This window comes from Planomonospora corallina (genome assembly GCF_042650625.1).
Lineage (GTDB): Bacteria > Actinomycetota > Actinomycetes > Streptosporangiales > Streptosporangiaceae > Planomonospora_B > Planomonospora_B corallina.
The window spans coordinates 205674-230921 of sequence record NZ_JBHSBM010000025.1 but is presented as its reverse complement, the minus strand read 5'-3'; the positions used below and the strand labels follow the sequence as shown (position 1 = coordinate 230921).

The following is a 25248-nucleotide window of genomic DNA, read 5'->3' as shown; positions in this document are numbered from 1 at the left end:
CGTCGCAACGAAACGAGCCCACGGCACGGAGGACGACATGAACGAACTGCTCACGCCTGTCACCCGCGGCGCGCTGAAACTGCCCAACCGCCTGGTCATGGCCCCCATGACGCGCAGCAGGGCCTGGGACGGGCTCGTCGGCGAACAGACCGCCGAGTACTACGCCCAGCGCGCCACCGCCGGCCTGATCATCACCGAAGGCACCCAGCCGTGCGTGATCGGCCAGGGGTACATCGACACCCCGGGCCTGCACTCGCCCGAGCAGGTGGCCGCCTGGCGGCTGGTGACGGACGCGGTGCACCGGCGGGGCGGCCGCATCGCGGTCCAGCTCATGCACTCCGGGCGGATCGGCCATCCCCGCCTGTATCCCGGAGGCGAGCGCCCCCTCGCGCCGTCCGCCATCCGCTCCGGCGAGCGGCTCTACACGCCGGACGGGCTGCTCGACCACCCGACTCCCCGCGAGATGACCCTGGCTGACATCGACCAGGCCATCGAGGAGTTCGCGACCGCGGCCCGGCTGGCGATGGACGCCGGTTTCGACGCGGTCGAGCTGCACGGTGCCAGCGGCTACCTGATCCACCAGTTCCTGTCCGACAACACCAACCGGCGCACCGACGCCTACGGCGGTTCGGTGACCGGACGGATCAGGTTCGCCGTGGAGGTCGTGCAGGCCGTCAGCGACGCCATCGGCCCGGACCGCACCGGAATCCGGCTGTCTCCCGGCATCACCTACAACGGCATGAACGAGAGCGATACGGAGATCCTGTACGCGGAGCTGGCGCGCGCGCTCTCCCCCTACGGACTGGCCTACCTGCACGTGTCGGAGAACGACACGCGCGACGTGACCAAGATCATTCGATCGGAGTGGCCCGGCCCTCTCGTCCTCAACCCGCATCCGTGGAGCGGTGACGAGCCCGCGACCCCGGCCGACGGACTCGAGGCGCTGCGCTCCGGCCTGGCCGACGCGATCTCCTTCGGCAGGCTGTGGCTGGCCAACCCCGACCTGCCCGCGCGGATCGCGAGGGGCGGCCCGTACAACGAGGCCGACCCGAAGACCTTCTACGGCGGCGACCACCGCGGTTACACGGACTACCCGGTGCTGGCCGCGCGCGAGGAGGACAGATGAGCCGTTCGTCCTCTCCTTTCGCATCCGGCCGCGCCGGCGTGCCTCGGGAAGCCGCACCGGAGGGGCCCGGCGTTCCGGCGGTGTGGCTGGCTCTGCTGGCGGGACCGCTCTCTTTCGGCATCGCGGGGCCGAGCCTCATCCTGCCGGACGCGGCCCGCGACCTCGGGTCGCCCCTCGGCACGGCCACCTGGATCGTCACCGCCTTCGGCTGGGCCATCGCGATAGGCACACCGTTGATGGCCGGCCTGCAGAGCCGTCAGGGAGCACGGCGGGCATTGATCACCTGTTCCGTGCTGGTGGCGCTGGGCGCGGCGCTGGTGACGGCCGTGCCGTCGCTGCCGGTGCTGGTACTGGGCAGCGCGGTCCAAGGGTTCGGCACGGCGGGGTTCACCACGATCGCCATGAGCCTCAGCGGCTCGGCGCGCTCGATGGGGCTGGTCACGGCTTCACTGGCGACGGTGGGTGCCGCTGCCCCTCTGATCGCCGACCTGGTTGCAGGAGTGCTGTCGTGGCGGGCGGGCTTGGTGCTGCCCGCGCTGAGCCTGCTGGCCGTTCCGGGCGTGCTGCGCCACCGCTTGGCGGGCCCGGCACCCGGGGCCTCCTTCGACCCGCGGGGGGCGGTGCTGCTGACGGTGCTGGTCACGGCGCTGGTGTTCGTGCCGCACCTGTGGACGGTCGCGGGGGCCGCCACCGTGGCGGCCGGCGGGCTGCTGGCGCTGCACCTGCGCACCGAGCCCGACGGCTTCGTGCCTGTGCCGGTCGTCCGTTCCCCGGTGTTCCTTCTGGCGTCCGGGCTGGCGTTCCTGCTGGCCGCGGCCAACTTCGGAATGATCTACCTGCTGCCCGCCCTGCTCGCGGAGCGGACGGGCTGGACCAGCGGTGCGGTGGGGGCGGCCATCCTGTGGCCGCTGCTGTTCGGCGGGCTGGTCTCGTACGGGACGATCGCGGCCACCGCGAAGGCGCCCGTGAAAGCCGTCGCCGTACTGTTCTCCGGGCTGGCGGCGGCCGGCGTGGCACTGGCGGGTGCCGGAGTCTCACCAGCCGTCCTTCTCGTCGCGCAGGCGTTCACCTCCCTTGCCGCCGCCTCTGGGCAGGGCGCGTTCGCGGCGCGCGCCACCGCGGCGGTGCCCGGCAGGGCGCGGGCGACGGCCATGGGCCTGTTCAACCTCTGCTACCTGCTGGGCGCCGCGTTCGGCCCCGCCATCGCGGCCGCGCTCACCGGCTGACGAGCGGCTCCGCGAACCACCGCATCGGCCACAGGCCGCTCAGGCCCGCACCGAGAGGGCGGGGTCCTCACGGGCCCGGGGTGGAGAGGTCGGTCGTCCGCAAGGCGCCATGGACCCGGGCGTCGGCAGCGTGGCGGTCGGGTCCGGGGACCGATTCCTTCGGGAGTGAGGATCGTCTCCCCGGGCCACCGGGTGACCTCACGCCTCAGGAACCCAGCGATCTTCGAAGGGCGGCGTCCCCCAGTTCGTGGATCTCCTGCTCGGTGAAGATGTCGGCAAGGGTCAGCCGCTCCATGATGAGCCTGTTCAGCGCGAGGTACGACGGCCGCGTCCGACCGAGCCCGCGAGCACCGTGCATGGGGACGGACGTGGCCACGTCCCGCCGTACGGTTCACGCCGGGCGGGGAGTCCAAAGGTCTTCGTCTTCCAGTTCCGCACGTGGAATCCACCGCCCCCGAACGACTTGAGGAACGTCACCTCGGCTCTCGGGCCGTCACGGGACTCCAGCAGATAACCGATCTCCCCCATCACCGGGGAGGGCACGAGCAGCGGACCACTCGCCCGGCGAGCAGCTTCAGGCATTCGTGATGGTGCCGGTCCTTCACGTTGTCCGCAGCGAGGAGCACGCCCGTGTCGCATAGGAGCACCTCAGCGGCCCCGTTCCGAACGGAGGACCTCCTTGTGCCGCTCGGACAGCTCAGGTTCGGCTTCGAAGGAGGCGAAGAACGGGAGATCGCGCTCGACTCCTTCGTGCTCCTCCAGGCGGCCCCGGATCAGTTCCAGAGCCGGACGCAGCTCCGCCTCCGGCAACTGATCCACCAGGTGGTGCGGTTCCCCGGTCATCGGACGCCAAGAGGCACGGACGGGCTCGAAGTGGAGGAGTCGGTCTGCTGGGCTCCGCCTGGGACGTGGCGGACGGGACGATCAGGCCTCGCCTGGCCACTCACGAGCCCGGCTCCTGCTCCTCTTGATCGTCCCGGAGCCGAGCGCCCCCGCCGGAGGCATCTGGGGTTTCATCCTTCGGCTCGATGATGGCCATGGCGACGGCTGCAATCATGAAGCCGACACCGATCAGCGCGAAAATGGTGCCTGTTCCCTCCCATCGGCTACTCCCGGGATCTACGGCTTGGCAGCCGCCTAGAAGGAGGGCGAGTGTTCCCAGGGTCAGGAAGATCAGGCGGGCCACAGGCGTCGATACTAGGGCGCTGCACCGGTCCTGAAACAGCGGGTACGCCGGTCGATTCGATGGCGGCGGGCCGATGGTCGGTGCGCTGGCCGGTGCGGCGGGTCTGTGGTGCGGCTACGGCCCGGGGCGCCGCCGGCCGGGACCGGCGCCCACGCCGCACGCCCGGACGGCGGGCGGCAGAGGGCCGGGGTACGGCGGCGCGGCGCGCCGCCGCTTGGCCTCGTCGCCGGCGCGGTCAGCGTTCGGCAACAGCATGTCGAGCTGGATTCCGGAGAACTGCTCGCCGGTCCGCCGAAGTCCCGGGCCGGGTCGCGTACGGTCGCCATCCCCTCCGCGATCGTTCCGGCGCTCCGGGACCACCTCGCCGAGTTCACCGGGCCGGAGCCGGAGTCGCTGGTCTTCGCCGGAGCCCGTGGCGCCCGGATGCGGCGGAGCAACTTCTACCGGGCGAGCAAATGGGTCGAGATCCGCAAGAAGATCGGCTGTCCGGAGCTGCACTTCCACGATCTCCGGCACACCGGGAACACGATCGCGGCCGGTTCGGGCGCGAGCCTGCGGGACCTCATGGAGCGCATGGGCCATGACTCGGTGCGGGCCGCGCTGATCTACCGGCACCGCACGACGGAAGATCGGAAGATCGCCGACGCGATGAACGGCAGGATCTCCGAGGTCCGCCCGGACGACGACGAAGGATCTTCGGGAGTGCCCGCCCGGATCGGCTAACGGCACGCTAATGGCACGACGCCCCGTTTCCATGATCGGAAACGGGGCGTTCTGGCTGGTGGGCGCTACCGGGTTCGAACCAGTGACATCTCGCTTGTAAGGCAATCCGAACGACTCCCCGACCAGGACCGATCTCAGTCCTGAGCTGGGGCTACGGTCTCCGGCCGTCCACCGGCGTCCGACCGCGTCCACGGTCGTTGTCACCCAGAAGGCATCCCTGAGACCAGGGCCATCGCCGAGGTTCCCTTATCGATCGGACCTTCGAGCCCTTTCTGTCGGGGACGGCTGCGATCATGCCGTCCACGTGATCGAAGGAGTGACGATGACAGAGTGCCCCGAGGAGTTCCGCTGGCTCTCCGGCCGTGAGGAACTGCGCGAAATCTACTGCGTGTCCTTCGTCCGAGGACTCTCCCCAGCCGAGGTCCTCCGCCGGTTCGGCGTGGACGAGAGCACCATGGAGGAAGGAGTGACAGCCGAGGATCTGGACGAGCGCTCGGTGGAGAGCATGAGGGCCGACTCGGCCGGTTACATCGGCGCCGCGAAGGTCGGTGACTGGACCCTGGTCATCGAACCCGGAGGATGGAAGATCGCCGTCGACTCCGACATGTACGGCCCGGTCTCGCAGGGAACCGAGGTCGTGTCGGTCTGCCGTCATGACTACGCTTCGGACAGCTTCGCCTACATCGTTGATGGTGAGTCGGTCGTCCACTTCGACCCGATGCGCCCAGACGATCGGTCAGGAAGCGATCCGGACCGCTTCATCAAGGAGATGCGCGAGGTCGGCTTGAACCCCGAGCATGACATCGACATCGCCAACGCGTTCATCGACTTCCCGATGGAGCGTTCGTTCGCCCTGGCGACCAGGATCACCGGGATTCCCTTCTCCCCGGAGACGTTGGATCTGCGGTTCCTCGGCGCAGAGCCCCTTGAGAACTGAACTGATCCGCAGGTCCGCGTAGAGACCGGTCCGCCAGCGGACTCAGGCGCTCATGGGATAGCGGGTCAGCAGCTCCCGCACTTGGGGAGCGTCGGTGTAGGGCTTGAGCCGGGCCAGGACCACGCGGGCGCGCTGGGTGGTGCGGTCGCTGGTCAGGTCGGCGGACAAGTCCAGCATCCGGGAGGCCGTGCGCGCCGCCTCCTCCGGCTCGTTGGCGTCGGCCAGGGCCACCGCCAGCCAGGACAGGTACAGCGCCAGTTCCCGGACGTGCGTGGCGTCGTAGCGTCAGGACCTCGGAGAGCAGAGGTACGGCCCGCAGCGGGCGGCGCAGCTCGGTGTAGGCGCGATCCTCCATGATCTGGAGTTCGTCGGCGCTGACCCAGTACAGGCAGGGCGGTTCATCAGCCCTGGCAGTGTTGTCCAGAGCCACGCTTGCCTCGCCCAGCGCTCTCATGGCCGGCTGGGCCTCTCCGATGCGAGCGTGCGCCCAGGCGACGCGGTCCCAGGTCAGCGCGCGGAGCCGCGGTGAGGCATCCGGCCCGGCCGCTGCCAGAGCAGCGTGCGCCAACGCCACGCCTTCCTGCACATCACCGACATTGACGGTCTGGTAGGCCAGCGAGCCGACGAGGTTGGCCTCCAGCGGACCGGCTCCGGCTTCACGGACGGAGCCGATGGACCGGGTGCGTCCTCGGTATTGGACTAACGTTGTAACCATGAAGCGCGCACAGCAGTATCAGGCCGCCTCCATCGCAGTGCTCGCGGGTTGGCTGACCCATCATCCCGATGAGGAGACACGCTGGCGCTTGATCGCCGAGTTTCTGGAGGAGTACCGCCACGAGCCGTCTTCTGCTCGGGTGAGCTTGTTGTCCGTGGAACCTCCCAGCACCGGTGACTCTCGATGGGACGTCTTTCTCGCCGCGCTGGCCGAGCACCTCGCAGCCAGAGACGGCGCAGGAGCCCCCCCGTGGACCGAGACCCGGCGGCTCCGGCGCTTCTGGTTTCCCTTCAACACCCCAGCCGCCCGCGTGGACGCCTTCGTTCACGCCCCCGCGTCCTTCCGCCGCCGTGGTGTTTTCATCCACCCTCAGGAGCTGGAGGTCGCGTGAGCGACGCCCCTCTTCTCGACCGGGCTGCGATCGAGGACGCTTTCCGACGGCTCGGTGATCGTCTCGCCCGGCGCGGAGTCGTAGCCGATCTATATGTGTTCGGTGGGGCGGCCATGGCGCTCGCCTACGACGCCCGACGCTCCACCCGGGACATCGACGCCGTTTTCGAACCACATGGAGTCGTCCTGGACGAGGCACGCGCAGTAGCCTCCGAACTCGGGCTGCCATCGTGGTGGCTCAACGAGCAGGCCAGCGCCTATGTCGCCCCTGGTACGGACGGTTCGGCCCGCCGGGTCTTCGACCATCCGGGGTTGCGTGTGTCCGCGGCTTCAGCAGAGCATCTGCTCGCGATGAAAGTCCTGGCTGCTCGGCGACGTGACACCGGTGACATCCGTACTCTCGTCGAGAGACTCGCGCTCGGCTCCGTAGATGAGGTGCTTGCCCTCTGCATGGAGATCTTCCCCGACGAACCCGTTCCCGACCGCGCTCGCCTCATGCTGGAAGACCTGTTCGACGGGAGCTGACGGCAACGTCGATCAGCGGGCCACGGCAGACGCCCCGTTCCCGAGATCAGGAACGGGGCGTTTTCGCTGGTGGGCGCTACCGGGTTCGAACCAGTGACATCTCGCTTGTAAGGAGCCATGATCGCTGTTGGCGTGCCTCTGACCTGCGGCTCCACCTGGCTGGGTTGTCGCCTGTCGGCCCTGTCCCACGCTGGTTAATGGCACGCTAATGGCACGGTGATCATGCCTCTCACCGCACGTCAGCGGGACTGCGGATCACGAGGATCAGGTCGGCTTCCCCGGCTCGAATGGCACGCTAATGGCACGGCGCTCGACCTCGGCCATCAGGGTGCCTACCTGCACGCTCCTCCCCTGCCTGATCTTCCCGTCTGCCTCGTCCCACCCGTAGGGCAGCGGGCCGACGACGGAGGAGCAAGCCCGTCTTCGCGTGTCCCTCAGCCGGTGGCCGTTCCTCGGTCATCGGACGCCAAGAGGCACAGACGGGCTTGATCTGGAGGAGTCGGTCTGCTGGGCTCCGCCTGGGACGTGGCAGGCGGGACGATCAGGCTTACCCCAGCCACCTACGGTCTCCAGTCCGGCAATCGCGATCATCCCGGAGCCGAGGCCCCCGCCGGAGGCATCAAAGGACCTCGATGTGGGCGGCGGCGGGCCGATGGTCGGCGCGTTGGTGGGTACGGCGGGGCCGGCGGTCGGCGCGCGGCCCGAGTGCGGCCCCGGCCGTGACCGGCCCCCAGGCCGCATGCGCGGCCGGGGTCCGCGACGCTGGGCCGGGGTGCGGCGGCGCGGCGCGCCGCCGCCTTGATACCCATAAGAGCAATTCGGCAAGCTACGCGCTGATCAGGCGTTCCCCGTCGTGCTGACGTACCGCCGGCACGTGGTCGTTGCTCATGGCGTCCAGGACACGGACGGCGAATGCTTCCGATGCCAAGGCGCGAACCTCGTCGGCGGTAACCCAGCGGAAGGCCCGAGTCTCGTCGGTCTCGGTGAGTTCTCCGCCGACGGCCTTGCAGCGGAAGACCAGGGCGACGATGCCTCGGTTCATGTTCTTGTAGACGCCTGTCAGGGCAACCGGCTCGACCTGGAGGCCGGTCTCCTCTTCGACTTCGCGGAGAAGACCCGTCGTGATGTCCTCGGCTCGTTCCAGCACTCCTCCTGGCGCTTCCCAGTGGCCGTTGTCTCGGCGCTGGGTGAGGAGCGCTCGGCCTTGGTCATCGATGATCACACCCGCCACGCTGACAGAGTGCGCGTCTTGGGGGTTCATCGGCTACCTCCGCGTTCGATGTCTCACTATCATCGACGGTAGTACACGTATGTACGAGTTGAGGAGTTGGCCAGTGGCCGAATCGCTGACCTTGCCGAACCTGGACCCGATCAGCGACCGGGCCGTCTTCCGCCAGATCGCCGATCACATCCGTGAGGCGATCGAACGCGGTCAACTCGCTGAGGGTGACAAGGTGCCCTCAGAGGCCACGCTCATGCAACACTACGGCGTCGCACGCATGACCATCCGTAACGCGCTGCAAGTCCTCCAGAGCGAGGGCCTGACGGTGGCCGAACACGGACGCGGTGTCTTCGTTCGCTCGCATCCTCCGGTGCGTCGCCTGGCCTCCGACCGGTTCGCCCGCCGGCACCGCGAACAGGGCAAGGCGGCGTTCATCGCCGAGACCGAAGGCGCTGGCGGCAAGCCGTCCGTGGACTCCATCCAGATCGCAGAAGTGAAGCCCTCGGCACACGTGGCCGAACTTCTCAAGCTCGGGCCGAAGGACCGTGTGATCTCCCGATCCCGCCGCTACCTGATCAACGGGCAACCGGTGGAAACGGCCATCTCGTACGTTCCCGCGAAGATCGCCAAAGGTACTCAGATCATGCAGCCCGACAGCGGACCGGGCGGGATCTACGCGCGGATAGAGGAGAAGGGCTACCGACTTGATCGCTTCGTGGAAGAGATCAAGTCGCGGATGCCCCTGCGGGATGAGGTACGGGCGCTCAAACTTGCTCCTGGAGTCCCGGTGTTTCACCTGGTCCGTACGGCCTACGCTACAGACGGCACCCCAGTAGAGGTGTGCGACACCGTGATGTCGAGTGACGCCTACGTGCTCTCGTACGAACTTCCCGCCCGGTAAGGCTTGACGAACTCGTCTAGAGGAGTCATAAAGGAGTCAGGCAATAACTCCTCTAGTCGAGTAGACGCCTAGTAGAGACCTTGGATCGGCCGAGGTCCCAACAGCGGAGGTAGAGCAGTGGCTCTTAAGGGTGGAACGCGCTTCAGCGTGAGGTTCGAGGACGTTTTCCCGAACGGCTGCAATCTGGTCCCGGACTCGATCGTTGAGGCCCAGGACTACGACGAGAAGACCAAGCGGCGGACTCCCGCGATCGACAAGGTGACGGGCCTGCGGGTCTACCAGTGCCGGGTCATGGACATGGACCCCGAGCTGACCGGTCGTTCCCGGGAGACGACCGTGAAGATCATCGCGCCGGTTCAGCCGGTGCCGCCGACCGGTCAGCCGTTCGAGCTCGTGGAGTTCGAGGGGCTGACGGTGACTCCGTACGTCAACGACCGGGGCCGCATGGCCTACTCGCTGCGCGCGACGGCGATCGTCAAGCCGCACGGCATCAAGCAGGCTCCGGCGGCCGGTAAGGACGCGGCGTGATGGCCGGGCGGGGCAACGGCTCGTGGCAGATCACGTCTTTGCACGTGGACGGCCAGGGATCGGCGACCTGCCGGACGTATCCGGCTCGGACGCCGATCTTCGAGGTCGCGGCGGACAAGGCGACGGTCACCGTCACGATCCCGGCTGATCGGCTGGACGCGGCGGCGGTGATGTTCGCGCGGGAGCTGGCGCAGGCCGCGCACTGCTTCGCCGTCGAGATCGAGCGCCGGTGGCGCGGGCTGCCCTCCGCCGGCCCGAGGGGGCGCCACCCCTACCGCGACGCCGTCGCCTGCGACAAGAGCTGACCAGTCCGCGGGGCCGTGGTGAAGCGGCAACTTCCGATGACCCCCTGATCTTCCCGGTTCCCAGCAAGGACAAGGAGGCGAGTGTGAGCAAGAAGACCGTGAAGTACCGCACCGTCGGCGGCCAGGTCGTTACCTGGAACCACCGCCCGAACGTCAACAAGCTCGACGACTACGGGAAGTGGGAGTGCTCCGGCTGCGGAGACCAGGATGACGGATACCGCTTCGAGGCCGACAAGCACGCCCAGAACTGCCGCGCCATCTGACCGATCCGGGCCGTCCATCCGACTAAGAACGTCGGCCCCTTCCTCGAAAGGACCTCGGCATGAGGAACCCGCTCAAGCAGCCCGCTCCACTCCAGTGCAGCCGGTGCTTCGGTCAGGGCCGTATCTCCGCCCAGACCTGGACTATGGGCAAGGGCTGGCGCCAGACCGGTCCGAAGTGCCCCGACTGCAAGGGCCGCGGCACGCTCCCCACGCGCTGAGCCGACACGTTCCGATCATGACCCCGGCCCGTCCATCCGACCAAGAACGTCGGGCCGGGGCTCCTCGAAAGGAGATCTCCAGCATGGCACGACAGACCACGGTGCACCACATCCCCCGTCACGCCGGATGGCCGAACGGAGAGCCGCAGAGCGTCCGTGACGCTTACGACCGGATGCTCGCCGAGCAGGCCGGCCAGGACGGCGACAAGCGGGACGGCAAGTCCTGAAATCACGCGGGGCCACCGTGAAGCGGCAACTTCCGGTGGCCCCTGATCTCCCCGGTTCCCAGCAAGGATCAGGAAGGACCTCAGTTTATGCTGCGCAAACTCCCCGGTGACACCGCCCGTGATCTGGTGTCCACCACGCCGGACACGGCGATCGTGTTCCGGCCCACCGTCGTCAACACACCCGCGATCGTGGTGATCGTGATCGCGCTGTGGCGGTTCCTGGCCGGGATCGTCCACACCGTCTGGCGGCACCCGACCGCGGTCGCCTCGCTCCTCGTCCCCGCTGCCGTGGCCGTGCGCTACGGCTGGACCTGGGCGGGGCTCCTGGTCGGCTCCGTGCTCGTCCTCGGAGTCGTCTGGGCGCTGCTGCACCGGGTCTCGTTCCTGGCCGTGGCCGGCTGGCGGCTGCTGGCCTTCTGGCGCTGGATGTGGATCTATCGGCGGCACTGGCAGCCGGTCATGGTCATCGCGGGCCTGTCCAAGGTGATGAAGGGCCGCGACTACCTGCCCGTGCTCGTGCGCGTGTCCTGCGACGACTTCACCGACCGGGTGACGGTCAAGATGCTGTCGGGTCAGTCGGTGGAGGACTGGGCCAAGCGCACCGACCACCTCGCGCACGCCTTCGGCGCACTCTCCTGCCGGGTCTCGATCGTGCGGGCCGGTCGGCTGCTGCTGACCTTCCCGCGTCGTGATCCGCTGGCAACCCCGATCGAGGCGCTGCCGATCCCGCCTGCGGTGGACCTGGGCGCGGTGCCGGTCGGCAAGCGTGAGGACGGTCGGCCATGGACGCTCAAGCTGCACGGCACGCACGTTCTGGTGGCGGGTGCGACCGGTTCGGGCAAGGGCTCGATCATCTGGTCTGCGGTGCGTGGTCTGCTGCCGGCGGTCCGGGCCGGGCTGGTCCAGATCATCGGGCTGGACCCCAAGCTCATGGAGCTGTCCTATGGCCGGGAGCTGTTCCACCGCTATGCCTCCTCTCCCGAGGAGTGCGCCGATGCGCTGGAGGAGACGGTCGCGCTGATGCACGACCGGGCCGGTCTGTACGCCGGTCACCAGCGCTCGCACACGCCGTCCGTGGCCTACCCGTTCGTGCTCGTGGTCGTGGACGAGGTGGCGTTCCTGACCGCCTACCAGACCGACAAGCACCTTCGGGAGCGGGTCAAGGCCGCGCTCGCCACGCTGACCACGCAGGGCCGGGCGGTCGGTGTCGGGGTACTGGCGGCGCTCCAGGACCCCCGCAAGGAGGTCATGAGCATCCGCAACCTGTTCCCCGACAAGATCGCGCTCCGGTTGGACGAGTCGGAGCAGGTGGACATGGTCCTCGGCGAAGGTGCCCGCGACCGGGGCGCGCTGGCCGATCAGATCTCCCCGATCCCCGAGCGCGGCGCGGGCGTCGGCTTCGTGCGGCTGGAGACCTCGCCGGACCCGGTGCGGGTGCGAGCGGCCTACGTCTGCGACGCCGACATCCACGCGATGGTGGCCGAGTTCGCCTCCTCGCCCGCGCTGCCCGAGGTGCCTTCGGAGGAGGTGGCATGAGATGGCTCGCAAGCGCCCCGCCCCGGCTCGTGAGCGCGGCTTCCTCGACTGGACCGGCCAGGACGACGGCGTCAACCACTGGCTCGGCGGTCGCCGCCTGCCGTGCCGGATCTGCCACCGGCCGACGTTCCTGTGTGATGACGCTCAGGTCCCGTGCCACAAGACCTGTGCCGACGCCGAGTTCACCCGCGACCGACGAAAGGGGAGCTGACGTGACCCGTCCCAGCATCCTCAGTGTGGAGGTGGCTCGATGAGTGCCGAACCGTTGACCGGGCACCGCTGCCCGACCTGCAAGGCCAAGGGCACTTGCTGGCTCGACGCCGAGACCCAGCAGATCACCTGCACCGAGTGCGGACAGGCGTCCCTCGTCCTGATCGCACCCGAGCCCATGCCGGAGCCTGCGCCGGCCAAGCCCACTCGCCGTACCCGCAAGAGCACCGCCAGGAGCACGGCCAAGTGACCACCTCGACCGACCGGACGACGCCCCGGGCGCTGCGGATGGCTCAACCGCTCGCCCGGGATGTCGTCGATCAGATCGCCGCCGAGTACGGCGTGTGCCTGCGCCCTATCCCGATGTACCGCCTGGATGAGGTCACCGGCGAGACCAGGCTGTTCGATCTGCCGTGCGGGGCCACCCTGGCTAGCAAGTGCGCTCCCTGCGCGGAGCGGAACCGGCTGCTGCGCATGGCCCAGTGCCGCGAGGGCTGGCACCTGGAGACCGAACCCGTCATCCCGCCCAAGCCGCCAACCGAGGAACAGCGGTGGCTGATCGAGTTCCGCGCTGACTGGCAGGCCAAGCGGGACGCCGCCCACGCCGCCGGCGAGGACACCAGCGAGCATGACGAGGTGCTGCGCGGTCTGGATGCGGAGATCCGGGCCGCCGGGATGCGGGGCAGCGTGACCGGTCGGGCCTCGACGGCTCGTAAGCGCTCGACCCGCCGCCGCCAGGATGCCCCGGACTTGCCCAGGCGACGCAGGGTCGCCACGACGCTCGGGCGGACCTACACCGGACGGGACGGCAGGCGGTTCCGTCCGTCGATGTTCATCACGCTGACCCTGCCCTCCTACGGCAAGATCCAGACCGATCGCGGGGTGCCGGTCGATCCGGACGCCTACGACTACCGGCGGGCCGCCCGGGATGCGATCCACTTCGCCCGCCTGGTGGACCGCTTCGTGCAGAACCTGCGCCGGGTGGCCGGCTATGACGTGCAGTACTTCGCCGCGGTGGAGCCGCAGAAACGGCTGGCGCCGCATCTGCACATGGCCATGCGGGGCACCCTGTCGCGGGCGGAGATCAAGCAGATCGCGGCGGCCACCTACCACCAGGTGTGGTGGCCTTCGGTGGACGTGGTGCGCTTCGAGGGCGAGCACCTGCCCGTCTGGGTGGAGCGGGCCGAACGCGAAGACGGCACGCCGTACCCGGACCGCCAGAGCGGCGACTACATCGACCCGGCCACGGGCGAGGTCCTGCCGACCTGGGATGAGGCATTGGACGCGATCGGCGACGACGACGAACCCATGCACGTGATCCGCTTCGGTGAGCAGGTCAAGGCGGACGGCATCATGGCCGGCACCAAGGACGCCGACAAGGCGATCGGCTACATCTCCAAGTACTTGACCAAGTCGATCGGCGAGAGCGTCAGCACCGGCGGCCCCGACGATCCCGACCAGCAGGCCCGCCAGGCGCACGCCGCCCGGATGGTCGAGGCCCTGCGCTACGAGCCGTGCTCGCCCACCTGCGCGAACTGGCTGCGCTACGGCGTGCAGCCGAAGAACGCCCGTGCCGGAATGGTCCCGGGCCGGTGTCGAGGCAAGGCGCACAAGCCCGAACACCTCGGCTACGCGGGCCGGCGGGTGCTGGTCTCCCGGAAGTGGTCGAACAAGACGCTGACCGATCACCGGGCCGACCGGCGGGCCTTCGCCCTGGAAGCGCTCGGTCTTTCGGCAACGGAGGAGACCGACCCGGGCCGCTACTCCTGGCGGCCGGTCCCATCCGGTGACCCCGGCCTTCGGCCGCTGGGTGAGCGGCTCCTCCTGGCCGTGGCCGAGCGCCAACGTTGGCGACGCCTGCGCGACGAGCTACGGGCCAGAGCAGACGGACAAGATCTTTCGGCAACCGAGAAGAGGAGGGCGGCGTGATGGCGAACAAGCCCGGCAAACGACGGTTCGGCAGTATCCGCAAGCTGCCCTCCGGCCGGTTCCAGATCCGCTATCCCGGTCCTGACGGCCGGATGCGGACCGGTGAGACGACCTACGAGCGGGAGCGCGACGCGGACAAGGCGCTCTCCCTCCTGGAGGCCAAGCTCACCGCTGGCGGGTGGACCGACCCTCAGCGGGCCAAGGTCAAGCTCGGCGACTACGCCGCGAAGTGGATCAGGGAGCGGACCAACCTCCGGCCCCGCACAGTGGAGATCTACGAAGGGCTTCTCCGGCGGTTCGTCGTTCCGCATCTCGGCAACGTCCCGCTCGGGAAGATCGATACGGCGATGGTCCGGGAGTGGCGGGTCACCCTGATCGGCAGCGGTGTCGGCTCGTCCGAGGTTGCCAAGTCCTACCGGTTCCTGCGGGCCGTGCTGATGACCGCGACCGATGACCAGATCATCCCGCGCAATCCCTGCCGCATCCGGGGCGCCGGGGAGGAGAAGCCCGACGAGCGGCCGGTCCTGACGGTGGCCAAGGTGTTCGAGCTGGCCGACCTGGTGCCGGAACGCCTCCGCGCTCTCATCCTGCTGTCCACCTTCGCGAGTCTGCGCTGGGGTGAGGCGGCGGCGCTGCGCCGGATGGACCTCGACCTCGTCGCCGGCACGGTCAGCGTTCGGCAACAGCATGTCGAATTGGACTCGGGAGAGTTGATCGTCGGTCCGCCGAAGTCCCGGGCCGGTGCCCGTACGGTCGCCATCCCTACGGCGATCATTCCGGCGCTCCAGGATCACCTCGCCGAGTTCACCGGGCCACAGCCGGAAGCGCTGGTCTTCACCGGAGCCCGTGGCGCTCGGATGCGGCGGAGCAACTTCTACCGGGCGAGCAAGTGGGTCGAGATCCGCAAGAAGATCGGCTACCCGGAACTGCACTTCCACGATCTCCGGCACACCGGGAACACGATCGCGGCCAGCTCGGGCGCGAGCCTGCGGGACCTCATGGAGCGCATGGGCCATGACTCGGTGCGGGCCGCACTGATCTACCAGCACCGCACGACGGAAGCCGATCGGAAGATCGCAGACGCGATGAACGACAAGATCTCCGAGGTCCGCCCGGACGACGACGAAGGATCTTCAGGAGTGCCCGCCCGGATCGGCTAATGGCACGCTAATGGCACGACGCCCCGTTTCCATGATCGGAAACGGGGCGTTTTCGCTGGTGGGCGCTACCGGGTTCGAACCAGTGACATCTCGCTTGTAAGGCGAGCGCTCTACCGCTGAGCTAAGCGCCCGGGAAATCCCGTCACACAGACGGGATACAACCTTACGGCACAGCGGGGGTCTTCGGCACATCGAGCGTCCAGGAGGCCCCCGCCTCCGGCGCTCCGGCCGCCCGCCAGCCGAGCAGGGCCGCGCCGAACATGCCCGCGGAGACACCGAGGGCGGCCCTGCGCAGCGGCGGGGCGCTGCGGAAGGTCAGCCTTTCGCCGAGGCGGGCGGCCAGCGGGTCGGAGAGCAGGGCTCCGGCCTCGGCCAGGCCGCCGCCCAGCACGATCGCGGAGGGGTCCAGCAGGAGCGTGTAGGTGGCCAGTGCCAGCGACAGCGCCTCGACCGCGTCGTCCCAGACCTTCACCGCCAGCGGGTCGCCGGCCGCGGTGAGCCGGGCGACCTCCTCGGCGGTGGCGGGGGACGCGGCGCGGGCCGAGTAACGGCGGGCGACGGCCGAGGCGGAGGCGTAGGTCTCCAGGCAGCCGGTCTGGCCGCAGGCGCACGGCTCCCCCTCGGGGAAGACCGGGATGTGCCCGATCTCGCCGGCCCAGCCGGAGGTCCCGCCGTACGGCCCGCCCTTGATGATCATTGCGCCCGCGATGCCGGTGCCGATCGGCAGGAAAAGGAAGTCGGACAGCTCCCGGCCGGCTCCGAGCACGCTCTCGGCCAGCCCGCCGGTGCGCACGTCGTGGCCGAGCAGGACGGGGACGTCGAGCGGGACGAGGGCGGTGGCGGGGACGTCTCGCCAGCCGAGGTTGGCGGCGTAGAGGGCGGTGGCCGTCGCGTCGTCCACCAGCCCCGGTACGGCGATGCCGGCCGCCGCGGGTCCCCGCCCGAGCAGGGAGGCGCCCCGCGCGGCCAGTTCCCCGACGAAGGAGCGGATGACGGCGACCACGTTGTCCGGCCCGCCCTCGGCGCCGGTCGGTCGGCGGCCGGTCACGGCCAGCTCGCCGGAGCGGGTGACGATCCCGCCCTTCATGGAGGTGCCGCCGACGTCGACGGCCACCACGTAGTCGCTCATCCCGGCCTCTCCCGTCACCGGCGCCTCCTTCTCCGGCGGCGCGCGCCGGATCACCCTAGCCCAGGAAGCGCGGGCCGTCAGGCGGGGGAGAACCGGCCGAGCACGCGGTCCAGCGCCGCCGCGACCTCGTCGGCCAGGCCGTCGGCCCGCTCCGGGGCGCAGGGCCGTTCCGGGGCCGCGGTGGGCCGCTCGGCGAGCCGTACCGCGCCGCAGGAGCGGCACTCCACCTCTCCGAGGCGGCAGATGAGCGCGATGGAGCCGCACGAGGCGCAGGTGTCGAGATCCAGGTCGTGGGTGCGCTGGCAGTCCGGGCAGATCAGCACCTGGGTCTGCCTGCGCACTCCGCGCTTCCACGGACTGGCGCCGCGGACCGGGTCGGTCTGCCGGGCCCCGCACGAGAAGCAGGGCATGATCGCCTCCGAGTGGTCGAGAACGGCGGGAGCGCGCCCCGCCGGGTCACCGCTTAGGAAATCTCGGCGAGCACCTTGCGGTACTCGGCGATGTCGCGCGCCTCGGGGATCGGGTTCACGACGCGCCAGCGGACCACGCCCTCGCCGTCGATGACGAAGGTCCCCCGCAGCGCGACGCCCTTCTCCTCGTCGAACACACCGTACGCCCGCGCGACCTCGCCGTGCGGCCAGAAGTCGGCCAGCAGGGGGAAGTCGTAGCCTTCCTGGTCGGCCCAGGCCCGGTGGGCGAAGACCGAGTCGACCGAGACGGTGAGGACCTGCACGTCCTCGGGGAGCTCGGGGACGAGCTCGTCCCGCAGGGCGCAGAGCTCACCGTTGCAGACGCCGGTGAAGGCGAGGGGGTAGAAGATCAGCACGACCTTCCTGCCCCGGTGGTCCGAGAGCCTGACCGGAGCGCCGTGCTGGTCCTTCAGCTCGAAGTCCGGCGCGGGGGATCCCACCTCGACAGCCATGTCGCTGGTCCTTTTCTCGATGATGGACGAACATCATCATCCTGCCGTACGGCTCGCGTGAGCCGTACGGCAGGGTGGACCGTTACCGGACCCTTACCGGCGCGCCTTGGGCGTGACCAGACGTGTCCCGGACCAGTCGGGGGCGGCGCTGATGCTGCTGGTCTGCGACAGACCCGCGGTCGTGGCGTCCTCCCCGATGTCGCTGGGCTCCACGTGGCCCTCTCGACCGGCCTTGGGCGTCAGCAGCCAGATCTGGCCGCCGTCGGTCAGGTTGGTCACCACCCCGCTCAGGGCGTCGAACAGGTCACCATCACCGTCCCGCCACCACAGCAGCACGACGTCGACGACGTCCTCATAGTCCTCGTCGACCAGTTCGTTGCCGGTCAGCTCCTCGATGGAGTCGCGCAGGTCGTCGTCGACGTCGTCGTCCCATCCGACCTCCTGCACCACTTGGCCCGGCTTGAGACCGAGCCGTTCGGCCAGGCTGCGTTCGCCCTGCGCCTGACCCGCGGTCGCGCTCACGTCTATCCCTCCTGCTTCGATGGCCCCGCCTCCGTACGGCGGTGCTCAAAGTGCTTCGGCACAGTCCACACGCTGTGACCCTCAGTCGTCAACGGTCGCCACGGCAACGACTGGGCTACGCGCGAATCAGTCCGACAAAAACGACAACCGGACCTGCCGTTCGCGGTTGTCGACGTTGAGGTCCACCACGGCGACGGACTGCCACGTGCCCAGCGCGAGCCTCCCGGCGAGGACCGGGACGGTGGCGTACGGAGGGATGAGAGCCGGCATGACATGCGACCTCCCATGCCCTCTGGATCCGTGCGCATGCCTCCACCGGTCGTCCGCCGGGAGCAGGTCCGCGAGCGCGGCGAGGAGGTCGTCGTCGCTGCCCGAGCCGAGCTCGATCAGCGCGACCCCCGCGGTCGCGTGGGGCACGAAGACGTGCAGCAGTCCGTCGCCTCCGCACGCCCGGGCGAAGTCCTCGCACTCGGCGGTGATGTCGTGCACCCGCTCCCGCGAGCCGGTCACCACCTCGATCGTCTGTGATCTCACCCGCGGAATCCTACGAGCCGCGCCGGGCCGCACTCACGTCCGCGCCCCCGCCGGGAGCACGAGCGCGTCCGGGCCGGGGAACACGAGTCCGGTGTGGCCGTCGTCGAACCGCACCAGGTAAGGAGGGGCCCCGCCGTCCCCGCGGACCTCGAGGATCTCCCCTCTCCGGTCGTGGTGGCCGACCGTGTCGCCGTGGACCAGGATCTGATCCCCCACTGTCGCGTGCATCTTCTCGCGCCTCCTCTCAACAGCTGCCGACGACCTTCTTCCAAGGGTCGTACCCAGCGCCTCCGCAGAAAAGAGCACCCCGGGTGTTACCTTTGAGATCCATTCGTCCTACGATCGGTGGACTAGGCCACATCGCCGCTCCTGCCAGCGGCTACATCCTGGTTACCGGCTAGTAGTGATGCACTTTCCGGAGTGAGCGACCAGGATGGATGGTGACCGACACAGACATGAAGTCCATCCTCGGAAGGCGAGACCCAGTGGCTTCCGGACGCCAGCGTTTCTCGATCATCAGCGACGGCCTACCCAGTCAGCTCCCTGATGTCGACCCCAGCGAGACCCAGGAGTGGCTCGAGTCGCTCGACAACGTCGTCAAGACGGAGGGCCGTACCCGTGCCCGCTACTTGATGCTCCGCCTCTTGGAGCGGGCCCGCGAGCACCAGGTCGGCGTCCCCGGCCTGCGCAGCACCGACTACATCAACACGATCCCGCCGGAGCGCGAGCCCTGGTTCCCCGGCGACGAGCACGTCGAGCGGCGGATCCGCGCCTACATCCGGTGGAACGCCGCGGTCATGGTGACCCGGGCCAACGCCCGCACCAACGTCGGCGGCCACATCGCGACCTACGCCTCGGCCGCCTCCCTCTACGAGGTGGGCTTCAACCACTTCTTCCGGGGCAAGGACCACGGCGAGTCCGGCGACCAGGTCTTCTTCCAGGGCCACGCGGCGCCGGGCATCTACGCCCGGGCCTTCCTGGAGGGCCGCCTCAACGAGGCGCAGCTCGACGCGTTCCGCCAGGAGCTGTCGCACGGCTTCCGCGGCCTGCCCTCCTACCCGCACCCGCGCCTGATGCCCGACTTCTGGGAGTACCCCACGGTCTCCATGGGCCTGGGCCCGATCAGCGCGATCTACCAGGCCCGGTTCAACCGCTACCTGCTGAACCGGAAGATCAAGGACACCAGCCGCAGCCACGTCTGGTGCTTCCTCGGCGACGGCGAGATGGACGAGCCTGAGTCGCTCGGCGCGATCGGCGTGGCCGCCCGCGAGGAGCTCGACAACCTCACCTTCGTCATCAACTGCAACCTGCAGCGCCTGGACGGCCCGGTCCGCGGCAACGGAAAGATCATCCAGGAGCTGGAGACCTACTTCCGCGGCGCCGGCTGGAACGTCATCAAGGTCGTCTGGGGCCGCGACTGGGACCCGCTGCTCGCGGCCGACGTCGACGGCGTGCTCGTCAACCAGATGAACACCACGCCCGACGGCCAGTTCCAGACCTACTCCGTCGAGTCGGGCGCCTACATCCGCGAGAACTTCTTCGGCGGCGACCCCCGCCTGCGCAAGATGGCCGAGCACCTGTCCGACGACGAGATCCGCAAGCTCTCGCGCGGCGGCCACGACTACCGCAAGGTCTACGCGGCCTTCAAGGCGGCCCGCGAGCACGTCGGCCAGCCGACGGTCATCCTCGCCCAGACCATCAAGGGCTGGACGCTCGGCAAGGACTTCGAGGCGCGCAACGCGACGCACCAGATGAAGAAGATGTCCAAGGCCGAGCTGAAGGAGTTCCGCGACCGGCTCTACCTGCCGATCCCGGACTCCGCGCTCGACGCGGACCTGCCGCCCTACTTCCACCCGGGCGAGAACGACCCCGAGATCGCCTACATGAAGGAGCGGCGCGCCGCGCTGGGCGGCTTCCTGCCCCGGCGCACGGTCCGCGCCAAGCCGATCAGGCTGCCCGGCGAGGAGTCCTACGCGCAGCTGAAGAAGGGCTCCGGCAAGCAGAACGTCGCCACCACCATGGCCTTCGTCCGCCTGCTCAAGGACCTCATGCGCGACAAGGAGATCGGCCACCGCTTCGTGCCGATCATCCCGGACGAGGCCCGTACCTTCGGCCTCGACGCGATCTTCCCGACCGCGAAGATCTACTCGCCGCACGGCCAGACCTACGAGGCCGTGGACCGCGAGCTGCTGCTGTCGTACAAGGAGTCGACCGAGGGCCAGATCCTGCACGAGGGCATCAGCGAGGCCGGCTCGATGGCCTCGACGATCGCCGCCGGCACGTCGTACGCCACGCACGGCGAGCACATGATCCCGGTCTACATCTTCTACTCGATGTTCGGCTGGCAGCGCACCGGCGACCAGATGTGGCAGCTGGCCGATCAGATGGGCCGGGGCTTCCTGCTCGGCGCCACCGCCGGCCGCACCACGCTGAACGGCGAGGGCCTGCAGCACGAGGACGGCCACTCCCCGCTCATCGCCTCGACGAACCCCGCTGCGGTCTCCTACGACCCTGCGTGGGCGTTCGAGATCGGCCACATCGTCCGGGACGGCCTGCGGAGGATGTACGGCGAGGCTCCGGAGAACGTCTTCTACTACCTGACGGTCTACAACGAGCCCTACCCCCAGCCGGCCGAGCCCGCCGACCTGGACGTGGAGGGCCTGCTCAAGGGCCTGTACCGGTTCGCCCCCGCTCCGCAGGTCCAGGGGCCGAAGGCCAACATCCTGGTCTCCGGCGTGGCCGGTCCGTGGGCGGTGGAGGCCCAGCGCATGCTGGCCGAGGAGTGGGGCGTGGCCGCCGACGTCTGGTCGGCCACCTCCTGGTCGGAGCTGCGCCGCGAGGCGCTGGAGGCCGAGGAGCACAACCTGCTCAACCCCGACGCCGAGCAGCGCGTGCCGTACGTGACCCGGGTGCTGTCGAAGGCCCAGGGCCCGTTCGTGGGCGTCAGCGACTACATGCGCGCGGTGCAGGACCAGATCGCCCGCTGGGTGCCCGGTGACTGGGCCTCGCTCGGCACCGACGGCTTCGGCCTGTCGGACACCCGCTCGGCGCTGCGCCGCCACTTCCACGTGGACGCGGCCTCGATCACCCTGGCCGTGCTCACCCAGCTCGCCAGGCGCGGCGAGGTCAACGAGGAGGTGCTGCGCGAGGCCATCTCCCGCTACCACCTCAAGAACGGCGTGACCGAGGCCGGAGGCGCCGAGAGCAACGACACCCAGTCCATGGGTCTGTGAGATCCTTCCGGGTGGGGTCCGCCGGCGGGCCCCACCCGGGGACGGAGGCCGGACCGCTCCCCCCGGGGTGATCCTTAGGGGGGATGCACGTCATGCGAGGAATCCCGGCGACGGCCGCGACCGCGGCGCTGTCCGTGGCACTGGCCGCCACACTGGCCGCCTGCGGCGCCGGGGAGGACGGCGAACGCGGCGGGACGGCCGCCCCGAGCGCCACCGCCACGGCGCCGGGCGCGATCGCCTGGGGGCCGTGCACCGACATCCAGCGTCCCGGCGGCCAGAGCGCCGCCCCGGAGCCGGGCGAGGAGTGCGGGAAGCTGGCCGTGCCGCTCGACTACGCCGATCCTTCGGCCGGGACGATCGACATCGCCCTCATCCGTGTCAAGGCCACCGGTCCCGGGGAGCGGATCGGCTCGCTGCTGTTCAACTTCGGCGGTCCCGGCGCCTCCGGCGTCGACACCCTGGCCCAGGCCGCCAAGGTGCTCGGCAGCCTGCGCACCCGCTACGACCTGGTCAGCTTCGACCCGCGCGGGGTGGAGCGCAGCTCCGGCGTCCGGTGCGGCGGCACCGCGGAGATGGACGAGTTCACCGCGGTGGACAGCACCCCCGAGGACGCGGCCGAGCGCGCGGAGATCGAGCAGGTCATCGAGGAGTTCGCCGGCGCCTGCGAGAAGACCTCCGGGAAGGTCCTGCCGTACATCGGCACCGTGAGCGCCGCCGAGGACATGGAGCGCATCCGCCAGGCGCTGGGCGACGCGAAGCTCAATTACGTCGGCATGTCGTACGGCACCGAGCTCGGCGCGGTCTACGCGACCCGGTACCCGAAGAACGTGGGCCGGTTCCTGCTGGACGCCCCGGTCGACCCCAGCCTCTCGATGCGCGAGCACACGCTGGCCCAGACGGCCGGCTTCCAGCAGGCCTACGAGTCCTTCCTGAAGGACTGCGTCAAGGACGGCCAGTGCAAGATCGGCGCCGACCAGGATGCCGCGGACGAGAACGTCGCGGCGCTGCTGAAGAAGCTGAACGACAAGCCCCTGCCGGTCGGCTCCGGCCGGGAGCTCACCGAGGGCCTGGCGATCACCGCGATCGCCTCCGCCCTCTACTCGGAGCAGACCTGGCCCTTCCTGGACCAGGCCCTGAGCACGGCGATCAGGGGCAACGGCCAGGCGCTGATGGCCCTGGCCGACAACTACAACGGCCGCGAGCCCGACGGCTCCTACAGCACGATCATGAGCAGCTTCCCCGCCATCAGCTGCGTGGACACCGCCGAGCGGCCCGACGAGGCGGAGCTGCTCAGGACGGAGAAGGAGGCGCTGAAGATCTCCCCGCTGTTCGGCAGCGCCGGCATGGGGACCATCTGCTCCTCCTGGCCGATCCCCGGCAACGACGAGTCCAAGAAGATCGACGCCTCCGGCTCCGCGCCGATCGTGGTGATCGCCGGCACCGGCGACCCCGCCACGCCGTACGAGTGGGGGCCGAAGCTGGTCGAGCAGCTGGGCACGGGCGTGCTGGTCACCTACAAGGGCGAGGGCCACGGCGCCTACCTGTCCGGTGACGCCTGCGTGAAGCAGGTCTCCGACGACTACCTGCTCGACGGGAAGGTTCCCGCGGAGGGCACGACCTGCCCGAAGGAGTGACGCGTGTCCCGAGCCCCGCCTACCGGCAGGGCTCGGGACGGGGGCGCCGGGTCTGGAACCCGAAGTCCACCGCCCCGAAGTGGTGCTCGAGGAGCTCGCGCACGCTCCCGTCCGCGTACATCGCCGCTATCGCCTCGCTGACCGCCTCGCAGGCCACGGGGTCGCCCCTGCGGAGCGCCACGCCGTACGGCTCGCGCCTGAGCCGGAGCCCGAGGACCTCGAACTCGCCGCTCTCCCGCGCGCCGAACCCGGCGACCACCAGGTCGTCGCCGGGGAAGGCGTCCACGATGCCGGCGGCCACGTTCCTGGCGCACTCCGCCATGTCCGCCGCCGGGACGAGCTCGACGCCGGCGACCCGGTCCTTGATCAGCGCGGCGGTGGTCGTGCTGCCCGCAGCGCAGACCTTCCTGCCGCGCAGGTCCTCCAGGGTGGAGATCCCCGACCCCTTCCGGACGAGCACGTCGCGGTAGGCGAGGTAGTACGGCCCGGCGAAGGCCACCCGTTTCCGGCTCTGCCCGGTGATCGAGAGGTTGGCGACGACCAGGTCGACCTCGCCGCCGTCGACCGCGTCCTCGCGGCGGACACCGACGTTCCGGAAGACGACCCCGCCGGCGGGCACGCCCAGCTCGGCCGCGATGCGCCGGGCCACGTCGATCTCGAAGCCCGCCGGCGAGCCGGACCGCTCCAGGGCCACCCCGGGCAGGCCCGCGCGGTAGCCGATCGTGATCGTCCGCGTCCTGGCGATCCGGTCGAGCAGCGGCGATCCGGTGGAGGGGGCCGCGGTCGTCGCGGCCGGGGTCGTGACCGCGGGCGGCGTGGCGGTGGCGCCGGAGCCGGACGGCGCGCCGAACTGGGCGAAGGCGACCGCGGCGGCCAGGACCGCGGCCGCGGCCCCTCCCGCGGCCACCTGCCGGCGCCAGGCGGGGCGGGACCGGGCCGGGCTCCCTCCCCGGGTCAGGTCGGCCGTGGCCGCCTGCGCGCCCTCGGCGAGCTCGGCGTCGGAGGCCTCCGCTCCGTCCTGGGCCGGATGGCCGAGCAGGCGTCTGAGCACCTCGTCCGCGGCCGGCCTGCGGGCCTGGTCCTTGGCCAGGCAGTCGGCGACGATCTCCCGCAGGTCGCCGGGGAGCCCGCTCAGGTCCGCCTCGTGGTTGATGACCCGGTGGAGCGTCGCCACGATCGTGTCGCCGCCGAAGGGCGCCCGGCCGGTCGCGGTGAAGACCATGGTCGCGCCCCAGGCGAACACGTCGGCCGGGCGGCCGACCCGCTCCCCGGAGATCTGCTCGGGCGCCATGTAGGCGGGGGTGCCGACCGCCCGGGTGGTGATCGTCCCGCTCTCATCGATGATCTTCGCGATGCCGAAGTCGACGACCCGCGGACCGTCCGGGGCCAGGAGCACGTTGTCGGGCTTGAAATCGCGGTGCACGATCCCGGCGCGGTGGATCGCGGCCAGCGCGGTGGCCGTGCCGATCGCCAGCCGCTCCAGGTCCTCCCCCGCCAGCGGCCCGCCGCGCTGGACGACCCGGCGCAGCGACGGCCCGTCGATCAGCTCGCTGGCGATGTACGGCGTCTCGCCGTCGAGGTCGGCGGCCAGCACCCGGGCCGTGCAGAAGGCCTCCACCCGCCGGGCCGCCTGCAGCTCGCGCGCGAAACGGGAGTGGGCGTGCTCGTCGCCGGTGAAGCGCACATGGAGCAGCTTGACGGCGGCGCGCTCCCCGCTCGCGGACTCCCCGAGGTAGACGACCCCCTGGCCGCCCTCCCCCAGCCTGCCCCGCAGTTCGTAGTCGCCCAGCCGCGGCGGGTCCCCCGGCCGCAGCGGTCCGATCTCCGACATCGCCGACCCCTCGTCCCACGGCGTTCTTCCCGGACACTACACATCTCCGGCGGCCGGGACCGCCCCGCTCGCCGAATCGTGATCAACGCGGACCCGCGGCGCGTCCCGCGCCCGTC

General features: G+C 70.0%; 30 protein-coding genes and 1 tRNA gene. 18 read left to right on the top strand and 13 right to left on the bottom strand.

Features of this window, described 5'->3' with window-relative positions; genetic code table 11:
- Positions 1-37 precede the first annotated feature (37 nt).
- Positions 38-1126, top strand: a complete 1089-nt coding sequence (locus tag ACFOWE_RS23085) for an alkene reductase (protein WP_377291145.1) — start codon at positions 38-40, stop codon at positions 1124-1126.
- 80 nt (positions 1127-1206) lie between these two features.
- Positions 1207-2352, top strand: coding sequence for an MFS transporter (locus ACFOWE_RS23080; protein WP_377291144.1), 1146 nt, complete (start codon positions 1207-1209; stop codon positions 2350-2352).
- A gap of 205 nt (positions 2353-2557) precedes the next feature.
- Here ACFOWE_RS23080 and ACFOWE_RS23075 read toward each other — a convergent pair whose 3' ends face one another.
- The 3 genes from ACFOWE_RS23075 to ACFOWE_RS23065 form a co-directional block, all read right to left on the bottom strand.
- Positions 2558-2728 (bottom strand): hypothetical protein, encoded by a 171-nt coding sequence (locus tag ACFOWE_RS23075; protein WP_377291143.1) that lies wholly within the window; start codon positions 2726-2728, stop codon positions 2558-2560.
- Between the two features lie 272 nt (positions 2729-3000).
- Entirely contained in the window at positions 3001-3195 is a 195-nt protein-coding gene (locus ACFOWE_RS23070; protein WP_377291142.1) for a hypothetical protein, read from the bottom strand.
- A 100-nt stretch (positions 3196-3295) separates the two neighbouring features.
- A complete protein-coding gene (locus ACFOWE_RS23065; RefSeq protein WP_377291141.1) occupies positions 3296-3538 on the bottom strand; it encodes a hypothetical protein in 243 nt (80 codons plus the stop codon).
- 108 nt (positions 3539-3646) lie between these two features.
- On the opposite strand from ACFOWE_RS23065, the gene ACFOWE_RS23060 reads away from it, so the two are divergent.
- A complete protein-coding gene (locus ACFOWE_RS23060; RefSeq protein WP_377291140.1) occupies positions 3647-4261 on the top strand; it encodes a tyrosine-type recombinase/integrase in 615 nt (204 codons plus the stop codon).
- Positions 4262-4583: 322 nt separating this feature from the next.
- Positions 4584-5198, top strand: coding sequence for a DUF6461 domain-containing protein (locus ACFOWE_RS23055; protein ID WP_377291139.1), 615 nt, complete (start codon positions 4584-4586; stop codon positions 5196-5198).
- 42 nt (positions 5199-5240) lie between these two features.
- On the opposite strand, the gene ACFOWE_RS23050 is transcribed toward ACFOWE_RS23055, so the two are convergent.
- Positions 5241-5429 carry a hypothetical protein gene (locus tag ACFOWE_RS23050; protein ID WP_377291138.1) on the bottom strand — a complete coding sequence of 63 codons (189 nt, stop codon included), beginning with the start codon at positions 5427-5429 and terminating at the stop codon, positions 5241-5243.
- Positions 5430-5911: 482 nt separating this feature from the next.
- Here ACFOWE_RS23050 and ACFOWE_RS23045 point away from each other — a divergent pair, with 482 nt between their 5' ends.
- Positions 5912-6304 carry a hypothetical protein gene (locus tag ACFOWE_RS23045; protein WP_377291137.1) on the top strand — a complete coding sequence of 131 codons (393 nt, stop codon included), beginning with the start codon at positions 5912-5914 and terminating at the stop codon, positions 6302-6304.
- On the top strand, positions 6301-6828 hold the full coding sequence (locus ACFOWE_RS23040) for a DUF6036 family nucleotidyltransferase (protein WP_377291136.1): 528 nt from the start codon (positions 6301-6303) through the stop codon (positions 6826-6828). Before ACFOWE_RS23045 ends, ACFOWE_RS23040 begins: the two co-directional genes overlap by 4 nt.
- Before the next feature lie 826 nt (positions 6829-7654).
- Here ACFOWE_RS23040 and ACFOWE_RS23035 read toward each other — a convergent pair.
- On the bottom strand, positions 7655-8089 hold the full coding sequence (locus ACFOWE_RS23035) for an NUDIX hydrolase (protein ID WP_377291135.1): 435 nt from the start codon (positions 8087-8089) through the stop codon (positions 7655-7657).
- A gap of 73 nt (positions 8090-8162) precedes the next feature.
- On the opposite strand from ACFOWE_RS23035, the gene ACFOWE_RS23030 reads away from it, so the two are divergent.
- The 10 genes from ACFOWE_RS23030 to ACFOWE_RS22985 all read left to right on the top strand — a co-directional run bounded on the left by ACFOWE_RS23030 (position 8163) and on the right by ACFOWE_RS22985 (position 15327).
- Positions 8163-8951: a GntR family transcriptional regulator gene (locus ACFOWE_RS23030; RefSeq protein ID WP_377291134.1), complete on the top strand. Its 789-nt coding sequence runs from the start codon at positions 8163-8165 to the stop codon at positions 8949-8951.
- Between the two features lie 147 nt (positions 8952-9098).
- Positions 9099-9479: a plasmid replication, integration and excision activator gene (locus ACFOWE_RS23025; RefSeq protein ID WP_377291132.1), complete on the top strand. Its 381-nt coding sequence runs from the start codon at positions 9099-9101 to the stop codon at positions 9477-9479.
- Positions 9476-9784 carry a hypothetical protein gene (locus tag ACFOWE_RS23020; protein ID WP_377291130.1) on the top strand — a complete coding sequence of 103 codons (309 nt, stop codon included), beginning with the start codon at positions 9476-9478 and terminating at the stop codon, positions 9782-9784. Before ACFOWE_RS23025 ends, ACFOWE_RS23020 begins: the two co-directional genes overlap by 4 nt.
- 83 nt (positions 9785-9867) lie before the next feature.
- Positions 9868-10047, top strand: coding sequence for a hypothetical protein (locus ACFOWE_RS23015; RefSeq protein ID WP_377291128.1), 180 nt, complete (start codon positions 9868-9870; stop codon positions 10045-10047).
- 301 nt (positions 10048-10348) lie between these two features.
- Positions 10349-10492, top strand: coding sequence for a hypothetical protein (locus tag ACFOWE_RS23010; RefSeq protein WP_344861243.1), 144 nt, complete (start codon positions 10349-10351; stop codon positions 10490-10492).
- Positions 10493-10579: 87 nt separating this feature from the next.
- Positions 10580-12028, top strand: coding sequence for an FtsK/SpoIIIE domain-containing protein (locus ACFOWE_RS23005; protein ID WP_377291126.1), 1449 nt, complete (start codon positions 10580-10582; stop codon positions 12026-12028).
- Position 12029: 1 nt separating this feature from the next.
- Complete coding sequence (locus ACFOWE_RS23000) at positions 12030-12239, top strand: hypothetical protein (RefSeq protein WP_377291124.1); 210 nt, start codon at positions 12030-12032, stop codon at positions 12237-12239.
- Positions 12240-12278: 39 nt separating this feature from the next.
- Complete coding sequence (locus ACFOWE_RS22995) at positions 12279-12488, top strand: hypothetical protein (RefSeq protein WP_377291122.1); 210 nt, start codon at positions 12279-12281, stop codon at positions 12486-12488.
- Positions 12485-14167: a replication initiator gene (locus ACFOWE_RS22990; RefSeq protein ID WP_377291120.1), complete on the top strand. Its 1683-nt coding sequence runs from the start codon at positions 12485-12487 to the stop codon at positions 14165-14167. The genes ACFOWE_RS22995 and ACFOWE_RS22990 overlap by 4 nt, the downstream gene beginning before the upstream one ends.
- On the top strand, positions 14167-15327 hold the full coding sequence (locus tag ACFOWE_RS22985) for a tyrosine-type recombinase/integrase (RefSeq protein ID WP_377291118.1): 1161 nt from the start codon (positions 14167-14169) through the stop codon (positions 15325-15327). Before ACFOWE_RS22990 ends, ACFOWE_RS22985 begins: the two co-directional genes overlap by 1 nt.
- Positions 15328-15383: 56 nt before the next feature.
- Here the strand turns inward: ACFOWE_RS22985 and ACFOWE_RS22980 are convergent.
- The 7 genes from ACFOWE_RS22980 to ACFOWE_RS22950 all read right to left on the bottom strand — a co-directional run bounded on the left by ACFOWE_RS22980 (position 15384) and on the right by ACFOWE_RS22950 (position 18662).
- Positions 15384-15458, bottom strand: a tRNA-Val gene (locus tag ACFOWE_RS22980).
- A gap of 32 nt (positions 15459-15490) precedes the next feature.
- A complete protein-coding gene (locus tag ACFOWE_RS22975; protein WP_377291116.1) occupies positions 15491-16474 on the bottom strand; it encodes an ROK family protein in 984 nt (327 codons plus the stop codon).
- 59 nt (positions 16475-16533) lie between these two features.
- Positions 16534-16866, bottom strand: a complete 333-nt coding sequence (locus ACFOWE_RS22970; protein WP_377291114.1) for a hypothetical protein — start codon at positions 16864-16866, stop codon at positions 16534-16536.
- Positions 16867-16919: 53 nt separating this feature from the next.
- On the bottom strand, positions 16920-17378 hold the full coding sequence (locus tag ACFOWE_RS22965; protein WP_377291112.1) for a peroxiredoxin: 459 nt from the start codon (positions 17376-17378) through the stop codon (positions 16920-16922).
- Positions 17379-17471: 93 nt separating this feature from the next.
- Complete coding sequence (locus ACFOWE_RS22960; RefSeq protein ID WP_377291110.1) at positions 17472-17900, bottom strand: DUF3052 domain-containing protein; 429 nt, start codon at positions 17898-17900, stop codon at positions 17472-17474.
- Between the two features lie 126 nt (positions 17901-18026).
- Complete coding sequence (locus ACFOWE_RS22955) at positions 18027-18434, bottom strand: secondary thiamine-phosphate synthase enzyme YjbQ (RefSeq protein WP_377291108.1); 408 nt, start codon at positions 18432-18434, stop codon at positions 18027-18029.
- A 33-nt stretch (positions 18435-18467) separates the two neighbouring features.
- Complete coding sequence (locus ACFOWE_RS22950; protein WP_377291106.1) at positions 18468-18662, bottom strand: DUF1918 domain-containing protein; 195 nt, start codon at positions 18660-18662, stop codon at positions 18468-18470.
- A gap of 257 nt (positions 18663-18919) precedes the next feature.
- On the opposite strand from ACFOWE_RS22950, the gene aceE reads away from it, so the two are divergent.
- Together aceE and ACFOWE_RS22940 are read left to right on the top strand one after the other, a co-directional pair.
- A complete protein-coding gene (gene aceE, locus ACFOWE_RS22945) occupies positions 18920-21667 on the top strand; it encodes a pyruvate dehydrogenase (acetyl-transferring), homodimeric type (RefSeq protein ID WP_377291104.1) in 2748 nt (915 codons plus the stop codon).
- Between the two features lie 92 nt (positions 21668-21759).
- Entirely contained in the window at positions 21760-23301 is a 1542-nt protein-coding gene (locus ACFOWE_RS22940) for an alpha/beta hydrolase (RefSeq protein ID WP_377291102.1), read from the top strand.
- A gap of 19 nt (positions 23302-23320) precedes the next feature.
- Here the strand turns inward: ACFOWE_RS22940 and ACFOWE_RS22935 are convergent, their stop codons facing one another.
- Positions 23321-25132 (bottom strand): serine/threonine-protein kinase, encoded by a 1812-nt coding sequence (locus tag ACFOWE_RS22935; protein ID WP_377291100.1) that lies wholly within the window; start codon positions 25130-25132, stop codon positions 23321-23323.
- Positions 25133-25248 lie beyond the last annotated feature (116 nt).